This window comes from Salmonella sp. SJTUF15591, assembly GCF_043356435.1.
GTDB classification, from domain to species: Bacteria; Pseudomonadota; Gammaproteobacteria; order Enterobacterales; family Enterobacteriaceae; genus Salmonella; species Salmonella enterica.
In genome coordinates, this window is record NZ_JBEUJO010000010.1 from 99,118 (window position 1) to 112,690 (window position 13,573).

The 13,573-nt window shown below is 47.5% G+C and carries 13 protein-coding genes and 1 pseudogene; 8 read left to right on the forward strand and 6 right to left on the reverse strand.

Annotated elements, in window-relative coordinates; all coding sequences use genetic code 11:
• Positions 1-30: 30 nt before the first annotated feature.
• The gene (locus ABVM99_RS20205) at positions 31-777 is read left to right on the forward strand and encodes a GntR family transcriptional regulator (protein ID WP_000434062.1); all 747 of its coding nucleotides are present in this window, start codon (positions 31-33) and stop codon (positions 775-777) included.
• On the opposite strand, the gene ABVM99_RS20210 is transcribed toward ABVM99_RS20205, so the two are convergent.
• The 3 genes from ABVM99_RS20210 to ABVM99_RS20220 are packed head-to-tail and all read right to left on the reverse strand — an operon-like array spanning position 751 to position 3,985.
• A complete protein-coding gene (locus tag ABVM99_RS20210) occupies positions 751-1,716 on the reverse strand; it encodes a PfkB family carbohydrate kinase (protein WP_023195016.1) in 966 nt (321 codons plus the stop codon). The genes ABVM99_RS20205 and ABVM99_RS20210 overlap by 27 nt on opposite strands.
• Positions 1,713-2,717 (reverse strand): ADP-ribosylglycohydrolase family protein, encoded by a 1,005-nt coding sequence (locus ABVM99_RS20215; protein ID WP_000642799.1) that lies wholly within the window; start codon positions 2,715-2,717, stop codon positions 1,713-1,715. The genes ABVM99_RS20210 and ABVM99_RS20215 overlap by 4 nt, the downstream gene beginning before the upstream one ends.
• A complete protein-coding gene (locus ABVM99_RS20220; RefSeq protein WP_023195015.1) occupies positions 2,714-3,985 on the reverse strand; it encodes a nucleoside permease in 1,272 nt (423 codons plus the stop codon). The genes ABVM99_RS20215 and ABVM99_RS20220 overlap by 4 nt, the downstream gene beginning before the upstream one ends.
• A gap of 253 nt (positions 3,986-4,238) precedes the next feature.
• Between ABVM99_RS20220 and fbaB the strand changes: the two genes are divergently transcribed.
• Positions 4,239-5,291: a class I fructose-bisphosphate aldolase gene (gene fbaB, locus ABVM99_RS20225; RefSeq protein WP_000129590.1), complete on the forward strand. Its 1,053-nt coding sequence runs from the start codon at positions 4,239-4,241 to the stop codon at positions 5,289-5,291.
• A gap of 52 nt (positions 5,292-5,343) precedes the next feature.
• Here fbaB and yegS read toward each other — a convergent pair whose 3' ends face one another.
• Positions 5,344-6,243, reverse strand: a complete 900-nt coding sequence (yegS, locus tag ABVM99_RS20230) for a lipid kinase YegS (RefSeq protein WP_023195014.1) — start codon at positions 6,241-6,243, stop codon at positions 5,344-5,346.
• 564 nt (positions 6,244-6,807) lie between these two features.
• Here yegS and steD point away from each other — a divergent pair.
• Together steD and ABVM99_RS20240 are read left to right on the forward strand one after the other, a co-directional pair.
• Positions 6,808-7,143, forward strand: a complete 336-nt coding sequence (gene steD, locus ABVM99_RS20235; RefSeq protein ID WP_001805517.1) for a type III secretion system effector SteD — start codon at positions 6,808-6,810, stop codon at positions 7,141-7,143.
• A gap of 121 nt (positions 7,144-7,264) precedes the next feature.
• Complete coding sequence (locus tag ABVM99_RS20240; RefSeq protein ID WP_001555792.1) at positions 7,265-7,681, forward strand: CesT family type III secretion system chaperone; 417 nt, start codon at positions 7,265-7,267, stop codon at positions 7,679-7,681.
• Between the two features lie 35 nt (positions 7,682-7,716).
• Here ABVM99_RS20240 and sseK2 read toward each other — a convergent pair whose 3' ends face one another.
• Together sseK2 and yegQ are read right to left on the reverse strand one after the other, a co-directional pair.
• Positions 7,717-8,763, reverse strand: a complete 1,047-nt coding sequence (gene sseK2 / locus ABVM99_RS20245) for a type III secretion system effector arginine glycosyltransferase SseK2 (RefSeq protein WP_077684045.1) — start codon at positions 8,761-8,763, stop codon at positions 7,717-7,719.
• Positions 8,764-9,212: 449 nt separating this feature from the next.
• Complete coding sequence (gene yegQ, locus ABVM99_RS20250) at positions 9,213-10,574, reverse strand: tRNA 5-hydroxyuridine modification protein YegQ (RefSeq protein WP_001517981.1); 1,362 nt, start codon at positions 10,572-10,574, stop codon at positions 9,213-9,215.
• Positions 10,575-10,737: 163 nt separating this feature from the next.
• Between yegQ and ABVM99_RS20255 the strand changes: the two genes are divergently transcribed.
• From ABVM99_RS20255 to ABVM99_RS20270, 4 genes and pseudogenes are all read left to right on the forward strand, one after another.
• A complete protein-coding gene (locus tag ABVM99_RS20255) occupies positions 10,738-11,355 on the forward strand; it encodes a hypothetical protein (RefSeq protein ID WP_000977169.1) in 618 nt (205 codons plus the stop codon).
• 24 nt (positions 11,356-11,379) lie between these two features.
• A pseudogene (locus tag ABVM99_RS20260) lies at positions 11,380-11,577 on the forward strand (hypothetical protein).
• Positions 11,578-12,005: 428 nt separating this feature from the next.
• Entirely contained in the window at positions 12,006-12,425 is a 420-nt protein-coding gene (locus ABVM99_RS20265; RefSeq protein ID WP_052938293.1) for a hypothetical protein, read from the forward strand.
• A 551-nt stretch (positions 12,426-12,976) separates the two neighbouring features.
• Positions 12,977-13,420 carry a hypothetical protein gene (locus ABVM99_RS20270; protein ID WP_023194931.1) on the forward strand — a complete coding sequence of 148 codons (444 nt, stop codon included), beginning with the start codon at positions 12,977-12,979 and terminating at the stop codon, positions 13,418-13,420.
• Positions 13,421-13,573 lie beyond the last annotated feature (153 nt).

Here is a 13,573-nt window from a genome sequence, read left to right on the forward strand (position 1 = left end):
TGCCTACAGACCCGTCGTCAGGAAAGATAAATGGAACAAGCGCATACCCGGCTCATCGCGCAACTGAATGAACGAATTTCAGCGGCGGATAATACGCCGCTATACATGAAATTCGCCCAGACGGTAAAGGATGCCGTGCGCAGCGGTATTCTTGAGCACGGTAATATTTTGCCTGGCGAACGCGATCTTAGCCAGCTTACCGGCGTCTCGCGCATCACGGTACGAAAAGCGATGCAGGCGCTGGAAGAAGAGGGGGTCGTCACGCGCGCCCGTGGCTACGGTACGCAAATCAATAATATCTTTGAATATTCCCTGAAAGAGGCGCGGGGATTTTCTCAGCAGGTTGTCTTGCGCGGCAAAAAACCGGATACGCTATGGGTTAACAAACGCGTGGTAAGTTGTCCGGATGAGGTCGCGCAGCATCTGGCGATCCCCGCAGGCAGCGACGTCTTTTTACTCAAACGCATTCGTTATGTTGATGAGGACGCGGTATCGATTGAAGAGTCCTGGGTGCCCGCGCATCTGATTCATGATGTCGACGCGATTGGCATTTCTCTGTATGACTATTTTCGTCGCCAGCACATTTACCCTCAGCGTACCCGATCCCGCGTCAGCGCCCGGATGCCGGATGATGAGTTTCAGTCGCATATTCAAATGGATGGTAAAGTGCCGGTGCTGGTGATTAAGCAGGTGGCGCTCGATCAGCAGCAGCGGCCTATTGAATACAGCATCAGTTATTGTCGTAGCGACCTATACGTTTTTGTGTGCGAGGAGTAGCGCCTCGCGCGTGGGCGCGCAGTCGCCGCCGCGATGCCCGACCACCCAGCTTGCCACCGCATTTCCCAGCAGTACGGCATCCGCGAGCGACCAGCCTGACGCCAGTCCTGCCAGCACGCCGCCAGCATGGCTGTCGCCTGCGCCGATGGTATCCACCACGGTTGCCGGAAACGCTGGCACAACGCCGGAAGATTGCGCGCTAAAATACCACGCTCCGTCTTTATCGTGGCGCACCACCAGCGGCGCGGAAAAGCGGTTTACCCATGCCTCGCCGAAAGTGCGCGTATCGGTCGCAAGCCCGGTGCGTTCCGCAGCGATGGTGGCCTCCTGGCGATTGAGGGAGATGATGGGGCGGCAGGCCATAATGCGCGCCATTGCATCGTCTGTAATATCACCGATTCGTGGGCCAAAATCGATAAAAGGCGTGACATCGTCGACGGTTTCCAGCCACTGGATCAGTGGCTCGCCACAGGACGAGGCCAGTTGATAGCCGGACAGGTAGACAAGACTGCCCCGCGGTGTCCTGAGCTGCGACAGCCAGTCCGCATTCCACTGGTTTTCCACGCCGCTAAAAGACATAAACGTGCGTTCGCCATCCGGTTCGACTAACGCCAGACACCAGCCGTTATCTCCTTCAACCGCGTCAATCACGCTGGATAATCCCTCTTTTGCCAGACGGCGGCGAATCCTCTCCGCCCACACGCCCTGGCCCAGCGGTAGCGCATTGCTGGCGTCAATCCCCAGTCGTTTCAACGCCACGGCAATATTCAGCGCGCAGCCGCCGACATTGACGCTCTGTTGTTGCAGTTCAATATCGCCTCCGCGACGCGGCAACGTCCAGGCGTCGGCAATGATATCGATTACTGCCGCGCCGATAACGGTGAGCGGACGCCGGGTATGCAGGGTCGGTAATAATGTCAGCAACCGTGCGCCGTTCATAGTGCCTCCCGCCGTTGACGATAACTCGCCAGCGCAACGGCATAGCGCGCAAAATCCAGCTGATTAACCTCGTCCAGCGTTTGCTTTAACTGGGGGTTAATGGCGCTTACCCCGTGCAACGCGCCGCAAATGGCGGTAGCCATCGCGCCGATAGTGTCGGTATCGCCGCCGAGGTTAGCGCACAGCACGGCACAGCGGTTAGGATCGGTATTCGCCAGCTCCACCATGGCGATAGCGCAGGGAACCGATTCAATGGTGCTGGTTCCCGCGCCGATGATCTGATAGAGCTGTTCGCTGGCAGATTCGACGCCGTCGGCGTGGCGGACAATGTTTAGCGCCAGTTCCAGACGTGCCGATAGCGAGGCGCTAAACGTGGTAATACGCGCTGTCTGCGCCTGATGGGCGACGGCGGGGAGCGAGTCGGCAATACTTTGCCACGTGTCGCCGTTAACCGCTCGCGAGACGGCCCAGGCGACAACCACGGCGCCAGCCACCGCCAGATCGGATTTATGCGTCGGGCTGGAGGCTAACGCCACTTCTGCTATAAAGGCTGTCAGGTTAGTTGGCGGCAACAGGCAGCCCAACGGCGAAACGCGCATGGCCGCGCCGTTAGTCACGCCGTTGTTTTCCAGCGCCGCGATGGGTTTGCCGTCGCGAATCGCATTCAGCGCAATTTTTGACGTCGGGCCGAGTACATTTTTATTGAACGCATCAAAGCGCTCTGCCCAGGCGAGGATGTTACGCCCAATAATCTCGGGATCAATACTGCCTTCGCATTCGAGTAGCGCGTCGGCCAGGCAGAGCGCCATTGCGGTATCGTCCGTAAACTCCGCGCGGTTAAAATAGCAGGCGGCATTATTCTCTTTTGGGCCGGGCAGAAAGCGGTCAATCCAGCCGAAATGCGCTTTGACGCGCGTTCTCGGCCACAGCTCAGAGGGCATTCCCATCGCATCCCCTAACGCTTGCCCGTAAAGAGCACCGAGAATACGTTCTGCTTTCATTTTACTTCCCCTTGTGTCAACGCAATATCGCGATCGTCAATAGCAGTGATCTCTTTGTCCGATTCGCGAAAGAAAATCATAAACAGTAGCGCGATGACGGCAATCATCACTGCGCCAAACGTCCACATGCCCGCCCAGTTGAATGTCAGACCGTTAACCGGTTGCGGATAAGCAAACATTTTTTCCATCATCACGCCGCCGAGACGATAGCCCAGCAGGCTGCCGAATCCCTGACAGCAGAGGGTGATAAGTCCTTGCGCAGCGGTACGCATATGAACCGGCGCTTTTTTATCGACATAAATGTAGGCGGTGACGTAGTAGAAATCGTAACTTACGCCGTGCAGCAAAATACCGAGGAACAGCAGGGCGTAAGTGAAGTTCGTTTCCGCGCCGCCATAGACAAAAAAGCCGTAGCGGATCGCGGCGGTAATAAGACCAAGCAATAATACCTTTTTAATACCAAAGCGCTTAGTGAAAAAGGGCAGCGCCAGCATAAAGAAGATTTCAGAGAACTGGCCGAGCGTCATCCAGCCGGTGGCGTTTTTCATTCCCACTTCTGTCAGATAGCCGTTAGCGAAGATGTAGTAGAAGGCCAGCGGCATTGCAAACAGGAAGGAACAGAAGAAGAAAACGAGAAAGTTTTTATCGCGCAGCAGGACCAGCGCATCCAGCCCCAGCATCACTTTAATATCCATCTTGCCGGTGCTTTTTGGCGGCGTGTCTGGCAGACAGAACGCAAATACGCCCAGCAACGCTGAACTTGCGGCGGTTATGAGCAGTGGAATGTTGGTGGGGGAAATATCGTTATAGCCTAACATTTGCGGCAGGAATCCACAGGCGAGGCCGGAGGCTATCCACCCAATGGTTCCCATAACGCGAATGCGTGGAAAATCGCGTTCAACATCCGGTACGTTAGCGAAGGCAATGCTGTTTGTCAGCGCGATGGTCGGCATATAGGTCAATGAATAGGCCAGAAGCAGCGGAAAGAATCCGACAAAGGTGGTTTGCTGCGCCGCGAAATACATCAGCACGGCGCCAGCAAACATCAGTACCGCCAGGACTTTTTGCGCCGAGAAAAAACGGTCGGTAACGGAGCCGACCAGAATCGGCGACAGGATCGCCGCAATGGCGGTACAGGCATAAGACCAGCCTATTTCACCGGCGGAAAACCCGCTTTTATTTAGCCATAGCCACAGGGGGACGAACCAGGCGCCCCAGATAAACCACTCCACGAACATCATGAACGACAGTTTAAAGGTCGTTTTCATTTTTGAATCCTTCATGACAGGTAAGGTACGCCACGACAATACCACTTAATAATACCTTTTAAATACCATTGAGCATTAATTTTGACCGATCTAACACTTTTTCGGACGTGAATCGAGTCAGCAGATAGCGCCGAAAAAATGCGCTAAAGTTGGCAAAAATGGTCGGTCAGTACCAGGCTTATTGCGACCCGCAATCTGCGGGGCAGGATTATTCACCTTCCGATACCCTATCGGAACTTACGGGAGCATAGCTATGACTGATATTGCGCAGTTGCTTGGCAAAGACGCCGACAGCCTTTTACAGCATCGTTGTATGACCATTCCTTCCGATCAGCTTTATCTACCCGGCAAGGATTACGTTGACCGGGTGATGATTGACAATAATCGTCCACCAGCCGTTCTGCGTAATATGCAGACGCTCTATAATACTGGACGCCTGGCGGGAACAGGATACCTTTCGATACTGCCCGTCGATCAGGGAGTGGAGCACTCCGCCGGCGCTTCTTTTGCGGCCAACCCGCGCTACTTTGACCCAAAAAATATTGTTGAATTGGCGATTGAGGCCGGCTGTAACTGCGTGGCCTCTACCTACGGCGTACTGGCCTCGGTTTCACGGCGCTATGCGCACCGTATTCCGTTTTTGGTCAAACTGAATCACAACGAAACATTGAGCTATCCGACAGAGTACGATCAGACCCTGTACGCCAGCGTTGAGCAGGCGTTCAATATGGGCGCCGTGGCGGTAGGCGCGACGATCTATTTCGGTTCGGAACAGTCCCGTCGCCAGATTGAAGAGATCTCCGCCGCTTTTGAGCGTGCGCATGAGCTGGGTATGGTGACCGTATTGTGGGCTTACCTGCGTAATTCTTCCTTTAAAAAAGACGGCGTCGATTACCATGTATCCGCTGACCTGACGGGGCAAGCCAACCATCTGGCCGCTACGATTGGTGCGGATATTGTGAAACAGAAAATGGCCGAGAATAATGGCGGTTATAAAGCGGTCAACTTCGGCTATACCGACGATCGCGTGTACAGCAAACTGACCAGCGATAACCCGATTGATTTGGTTCGTTACCAGTTGGCGAACTGCTATATGGGACGCGCCGGGCTTATCAACTCCGGCGGCGCGGACGGCGGCGACACTGACCTCGGCGACGCGGTTCGTACCGCGGTGATCAACAAACGAGCCGGTGGAATGGGGCTAATTCTGGGACGCAAAGCCTTTAAGAAATCGATGGCTGATGGCGTGAAGTTGATTAACGCCGTACAGGATGTCTATCTGGATAGCAAAGTCACCATCGCCTGAGTTCAACGAAGAAAAGCCGGATGTGAACGCATCCGGCCAGCGACAGGTGTTATTAACGTAGCAACGGGCAGTCTGGCGGCAGCCGACAGCGTAATGCGCCAGGCAGCACCTCAATATGAAATTCTTGTCCGCTGAGTGGTTCGCCATCCAGATTGAACGTGATTTCATGCGGCGCATGAATATCAAACCACGCTGAGGCGCCGTCAATAATATTCGGATTGTCATCTGACTGCGTGAGTGTGGAAAACAGCGCCGGCAGCAGTTCTTCGCCGGTAAAAATCCGTAGCTGTAACAGCCCGTCGTTAATCAGCGCGGTGGGACATAATTGCTGCCCGCCGCCGGCCTGACGACCGTTGCCGATGCCGATCACCAGCGCATCTCCCTGCCAGTGAAAGTTTTCGCCACGTATTTCGCAGCGGTCAGGGGTCAGCGTATCCATTCTCATCAGACCGTGAATAAGATAGGAGACGCCGCCCAACGCGGCTTTAAGTTTTTCCGGCGTTTCGGTGGTAATGCGGGTGCCAAAACCGCCCGTCGCCATATTGATAAAACAGGTTTTATCATTGACCCTGGCCATATCAATTTCCATCGCGTTTCCGGCAATCGCCAGTTTCAGCGCTTTGTCCAGCGCTTCAGGAATACCGGCGCTGGTGGCAAAATCGTTGGCAGTGCCGAGCGGCAAAAGGCCCAGTGCAGGGGCTACGCTGTCGCGGATCTGGATGAGCGCGGTCGACACTTCATTAATGGTACCGTCTCCGCCGCCGGCAATCACCGTTTCAACGCCCAGTCTACGGGCTTCATCAACGTAACGCTGCGCGTCGCCTTTTTCCCAGGTTACCCGAACGTGAATCTGTATACCTTCGTCGCGAAGTAGAGTAATGGCCTCACGTAGCGGCTGGTTATCAGCGCTTTTGCCATTGAGGATCAGTAAGCTGGCGGGAAAGTTAGCCATCCGTTATGCCTTAATAGGTTGAACAACAATCTCCAGAAAGTGTATAGCAGAAATGAAAAAGCGAGGTCAGAACAGGATGAAAATTGAAATGTTGCGCACTTATTGCTTTACCGTTTTTCTTCCTGCTGTACGCAGCGGTAAGCGAAGCATGGTTTAAGGCAAATGGCGACAAGAGAGATGCCGGTATGCGCATTGAGTATCGCTTGTAAGAGTGCAAGGAAACCACAAGGGGTAATCAGACGCTTTCCGATATAGCGCCTTTAATAACGAAACGGAGAATTAACAAGACGAACATACGTCAGTTATCAGTATTAATTTCAAACACCATAATATCAGATAAAAACCTGATATTTATTACCAAACATACTTTTTAATAGCATAAAATCGAAATGTTCTTTAGACTGCTTTGGCAGGAACAAGACGCACTATTAGCAGTACACTATTCTTGTTATCAAATAAAACCTATTTAGATGATGACTTAGCACGGTGTCTTATAGTCGTACCGTTGCCTGAGGTATCACTTTTCTCATAAACATAAACAGGCATGTGCATGAAGAGGTTTATATGAATGTTACTTCAGGCGTGAATGCGCAAACGCCATTGCTCTCCCCTTCTGAACGGTGTAATGAAGAAATTCCGGCAGCTGAAATCGTTGAGTTTAACGCTCACGGCAATAAACCCAGATGTTTAATATGCGTGGGAACCACGGCATTGTTTACAGGTATTTTCAGTGGGGTATGCTCAGGGGCTGTCGCCAGTGTCAGTAGTGGTGCTGCATATACTACCGCTCTGACGGTTTTAGGCGCATCGTTTGGCATTGGGGGAATTGGTATGATGGGAATATGCGCCGGACTATACCTTAGCGCAAATGGCGTCAGAACCCGGCCAGCCTGGCCATAAATGAGCAAACACAGCAAGTCATAGGGAAAAGATGAATTCCGGAGATGACACGGGGTGTTAAGCGTCCAGACCAGAGGCTTATGACTTATATAGAAATGCTTTAGATAGAGTATGGGGTGTTATGTATTCAAGAGCCGATCGCTTATTAAGACAGTTTTCACTGAAATTAAATGCCGATTCAATTGCCTTTGACGAAAACAGATTATGCTCATTTATTATAGATAACCGTTACCGTATCTTACTAACAAGCACTAACAGTGAGTATATAATGATATACGGTTTTTGCGGAAGACCTCCGGATAATAATAATCTTGCTTTTGAATTTCTCAATGCTAATTTATGGTTTGCAGAGAATAATGGACCACATTTGTGTTATGATAATAACTCACAATCATTATTACTGGCTCTCAACTTCTCACTCAATGAAAGTTCTGTAGAGAAACTTGAATGTGAAATTGAGGTGGTTATTAGATCAATGGAGAATCTGTATCACATTTTACAGGATAAAGGAATAACTCTGGATACCGATTATACGTGACGGTGGTAAGGGCGAGTAAAACAAGGCTATCATGATTACCTCCAAGAACTGGCAGTTAAACTGCTTGTGTTCATAATGATATTTTCGTGTTTAAATTCAATGAAATCGCAAAATGCGTCATAATCTTGTATATGAGAACCGTCAAAATAATGCCTCAACCCTTTACTGAGCCAATCATTATAGGGATCGCCATAAGGTTTACTGTGCATAATTTCGAGTCCTTTTATTAATGCTGGATGCTCGCTGCGGTTAACAGCAATAATCCCATTTTCAAGGCTAACATGATTATCTTTACGACTTACATGGATAGCGATACCATCAGGTAAATACAACGTGCCGAGTTTATCAGTAAGTAACATATCTGCATCAAGATATATGCACCCACCGCCTGGTTGCAGATGATGACAACCAGGTTTACCAGCTTCCAGAAAAGCATCGCTTCCTTTTAGCAGGAAAAGATTTCTGTAGAAGTCAAACCATAAGTGACCTTTGTCTTTATTATGAGATGAAATAAGCGTTTCCTCAGGATTGTTTTTCAAGACATCTTCCAGGCTTTTTTTTACCCCGTTAAGCAAGACCTCATCTCGTTCACTTGCTGACTGAGCTTCCAGTTTGGTGATGTTTTCTAAATAAATCGTCGTTAACTTTTTATCATACATGCTATAATTAAGGTCAGAATTATAAATAATCTTTATGTTTCTATAATTTTGTTCCAATTTTGCCAATGCTTTTCTTTGTCCCTTGCTAAAATCGCCATCAACGAAAATACCAATAATTCTTTCTTTTTCTATTATAGCAGCATTGATAATATTATTAAGATAAGGATTCTTCTGCGTATTGATAATGGGAATTTCGTTTTGACCAAATCTATCTGGATTGCGTTCAAACCACTGAAAAACGAGCGGCGTTTGGTGATCTAGTGGTAATAGAGGATAATCAACCCCAGCAAAACTTACATGGCCTGATGAGGGTGGACTGAGCGTAGGTGCGATGGTTTGAGTATTACTTTGACATGAAATCAAACCTCTAATCCGGGAAAACATTATTTTAATCCTTGTAAAAGCGGCATTAAAACGTGCCATATTTTTACACGCTTAAATTATCAGTTTTTAACCTTAATTTAATAACCTGGAAACTTTTTGTGTAAGTTCTCACAAAGCAGTTATTGATTTAATTTACTGATGTTAAACGTAAACGTCAGAATGCTAAGTCCTGAGTCTGACCGGATGCGGGAGGATTGTGACTTGCTGGCTGGCCATGAATAGTGGAGGTCTGTAAACCTAAGCGCCCATTTGCGCTTTGGTTAGTGTGGTCAATTTTGGATATGGCGGGAAGTACCACTTTTTTATTGATTAAACGCAAAAAATAAGCCTGCGTAAGGGAGATTACGCAGGCCAAGGAGGTGGTTCCTGGTACAGCTAGCATTTATAGGTTATGTTTTTCAGCGCGTTGAATAATACCCGCATTGAGCGAAGCGGTATGTGATCAATTTCTAAGAATCTTCCCGCCATGAAAAAATAACCGCAATTAACTACTTAGCATGGGGGTTACGCGTTGATTCGCCTGAGAAATTACGCATCAATAGTGCGTAATCCAGCGTAACGTCCTGCGGGACGGGCATCCAGACGGTATAGCCATCGCCAGGTGCCACCGGCATAGCGTCGCCTTTGGCGTTCTCCATCTGTTCCAGGGTGAAATTGATATTTCCCTGCGGTGTCATCAGCTCCAGACTATCGCCAACGGAGAATTTATTTTTCACCGCCACGGCCGCCAGTTGGCCTTTACGCTCGCCGGTGAACTCGCCGACAAATTGCTGGCGTTCGGAAACGGAGTAACCGTACTCGTAATTCTGGTAATCGTCGTGCGTATGGCGACGCAGGAAACCTTCGGTATAGCCGCGATGAGCCAGACCTTCCAGCGTTTCCAGCAGCGTAGGGTCGAAGGGTTTACCCGCGGCGGCGTCGTCGATGGCCTTACGGTAGACCTGCGCGGTACGGGCGCAGTAATAAAAGGATTTGGTGCGGCCTTCGATTTTCAGCGAGTGGACGCCCATTTTCGTCAGGCGCTCCACGTGGGCGATAGCGCGCAAATCTTTTGAGTTCATGATATAGGTGCCATGCTCGTCTTCGAACGCGGTCATGTATTCGCCCGGTCTTTGGGCCTCTTCTATCATAAACACTTTATCCGTCGGCGCGCCGATACCGAGCGTCGGCTCAACGTTCTGTACCGGAATCGGTTCGTGCTTATGCACGATGTTGCCGACAACGTCTTCTTTTCCTTCCTGCACGTTATATTCCCAACGGCAGGCATTGGTGCAGGTGCCCTGATTCGGATCGCGTTTATTGATGTAGCCGGAAAGCAGGCAGCGGCCGGAATAGGCCATGCATAGCGCGCCGTGGACGAAAATTTCTATTTCCATATCCGGCACCTGCTGGCGAATTTCCTCAATCTCTTCCAGCGACAGCTCGCGGGAGAGAATCACACGGGTCAGCCCCATCTGCTGCCAGAATTTTACCGTCGCCCAGTTTACGGCGTTAGCCTGTACCGACAGGTGAATCGGCATTGCCGGGAAGTGCTCGCGTACCAGCATAATCAACCCTGGATCGGACATGATCAGCGCATCCGGGCCCATCTCGACGACGGGTTTCAGGTCACGGATAAAGGTTTTGAGCTTGGCGTTATGCGGGGCGATGTTCACCACCACGTAGAATTTTTTTCCGAGCGCGTGGGCTTCGTTGATGCCAAGCTGCAAATTTTCGTGATTGAATTCGTTATTACGCACGCGTAAAGAGTAGCGCGGTTGGCCCGCATAGACGGCATCGGCACCGTAAGCGAAAGCGTAACGCATATTTTTCAGCGTTCCCGCCGGCGAAAGGAGTTCTGGTTTAAACATCATTTTCTCGTTCTGATGACAGGTCAGATCCGCCTCACCTGATGAGGCGGCTTGAGGAGAGTCCTCACTTTAAGGGCGGGCATTGTACGCTTACGGACAGGCCGAGTAAATATTGCGAGAGTATATTGGCGCTAATAGAACACCGGATGTTAATGGAGAGCCAATGATGAAAATGAGCCGCACGGCCATCGCGTTGAGTCTGCTGGGAATGGTCGCGCATCCCGTTTGTGCCGCTCCGTCGTTTGAAGAGACGGCAAGACAGGTGATTATCGCTTTTCAGCAGCGAGACAACGCGAAAATTAATGCCCTGATTGATAAAAAAGTTGGGATGTATGTGCTGTACCGAATTGGGGCTGGGGTTGATTATAAGTGGATGAAAAGTTTTGATATAAATAAGCCGATACCCGGTTTTAACTACCTGTTGGGGCAGGTAGGTTGGTTTTCAGAGCATATTCCTGTGGATAACGAATTTGATCACCACACGGAGGTTGAGTACGTTTGTGAAAAGGGATGGGATCACGCCGGTTTTTTTGTCAGCTATACAGGTTCTGATAATGCGCTGCTGACGTTTAGCATGGTGAATGGAGCGGATAATGGGGATCAGGCGTCTGATACCCGTATAGCAAACGCCAGGCGGCTTGAGCTGCAATCAGAGCGAGTGGTGGCAGTGCCGAAAAAATGGGGTGATGGTTTGATTTTTCATCTGAGCGAGCTTCATGGCTTGGGCAAAGGGTGGAGTTTAACGCTGCTGGATTTGGTCACGGAAGATTGTAGTGCGTGAGGCATATATGTTTAATCAGGGTAAATAGCTGCTTATTTATATCTTTCTGCTATCAGGATGTTATGACACTGCCCCCAATATTCAGGATTTAAATAAAGCATTTCCTGAGTATGAAACTAATTCACTAAAAATAAAGTTGAAATTACCTCGGCAACATGCATTAAAGAAAATACTAAAGGTCATTTGACTTATTATAGCGTCAGTGATTACGTCTTTAACTAATTTGGCTCACGTTATGTATCCACTATGGGGAATCTTTATATATTCCGAAAAAAAACACAATGATATTCTTAATGCAGATAAGAGAGTAATCTTAGGGTGTGCAGGTTTGTAAACCAGGGTATGGCGGTAGCGTTATTTTTTAACGAGATATCATCAGAGATGGAATTAATGATCGCAGACGATACTCAGTACTAAGAGGAAATCAGGTTGAGGTTGAACAGAAAATGTTAATTACGTATTGATAAGATGGAATCCATTGAATCTACTTATTAGTAGATTTTATTATGAAAAATATATTTTTGTTTTTTACGCATTGCGCAATAGCAAATCCTTGCCGCCTTGATACAACTTGAGTGATTTTGTATATAGTGTGACAATGCTGAATACTGAATTGATACCTTCTACATATTAAATCAGGGGTTAGTTGTATGGGCGATTTTATAAAGTATCTATTTATTTTTTCTTGCTTATGGAGCGCAAATTCTTTTGCGATTACTCAAACTCAATGGGATGGTAACTTTAGAGTCGAGGAACTTGGCGAGCAGTTAAATGATGGGAGTCAGGTTTTTTTACAATATAATTTAAAGATAGATAGTAAAAACAATCGTGCTTCTTTATCCATGACAACCTGGCATGCGGGGATAACATGCATTGGTGACTACTCTTTAAAAATCAATTCTGGTGTTTTGGCATTATACTATAACGGCGACGAGGAAAATGCATGTCCATATCCATCACCGCAATTTGAGATAAGCAATAAAGGAAAAGCATATTATATAAAAGGAAAAATGTTTTCATATTCTCAGCCTGGTAAGTGGTTGCCACTCAAACGTATCACACTAAAATAATTCTATATTTCATAAATTATGATGATGAAGTTAATGATGGTATGAAATATTAATTGGATATGTCGTGAACATATTTTTGTTATATGTTTTTAATGTGTATGACAAGAAAATTTGCATGAGAAGATTATATGAGACGGTTTGAAAAATGAATGAAGTTCACATAAAAGCAAGGTCATTCTGAAACGAATTTGTCAAATTTACTGAATTATATATCAATAATTCCTGACTATCGACAATAATGTAAAATCGAGTACAAACTCACGGATTTGTAGTAATTAGGGCAAAGAACAAGTCAGATAAAAAATTTCTCATTATTTATTCAAAAAGCAAGTGCAAACTGTTAGTTTGAATTTGTACTTCTTCATAGAAGTGTTGAATAATATTGACGTCAAACATGTTCTGCCTTTTTTTACTAAACTGAGTAAGGTAACTTTAATATTATAATTGCAATGATACAAAATCACATCAATATATAATGAGGAAAACTATATGCCCGCCGTCGCTCGACTAAACGACAAAGGTATGCGTTCGACTCTGGATAGAGTGTTAATATGAAAGCGAATAATGTGATTATTTTTGTGATTCTATTTTTATCCTCTGTGAGTTATTGTTTTGCTGATATGAAGATATTAAAAATAAATCAGCCCCATTATATGAGTCCTTATAATAAAGATCCTGGGGATAGAAACTTATGCAATAAATGGGTTTTAAATGCAAGTCAGATAGAAAAAATATTTTTGTTAAGTGATAAATATAAGGAAATGAGTGATACCATGGCTGGATTTTGGCTCTGGTTTCCTTGTGAAATAATGGGTGAGTTGATTTATAATAAGAAACAGTGGCATTTTTCTATTAATGCTGCTGCCACGGCTGAATGGTCCGATGGTAAGGAAACGATATACTGGGGGTGCTCCAGGGAAAAATGTGATGACATGTTTATACTTCCATATCCAGGCCGAAGTTATATAGGTGGTGGTGGTAAATTGATTTGGTGACGAGGTAGATCTTCATCCGGGTTTTAGCCTTTTAAAATGAATTAAATTTAACCTTCAGCATCATGACGAGAGTATGAGAGTATATTTTTGCATATGCCTGTATAAAGAATAAAATAACCAGGAATCGTATATTTAGCACGTTAAACACAACTT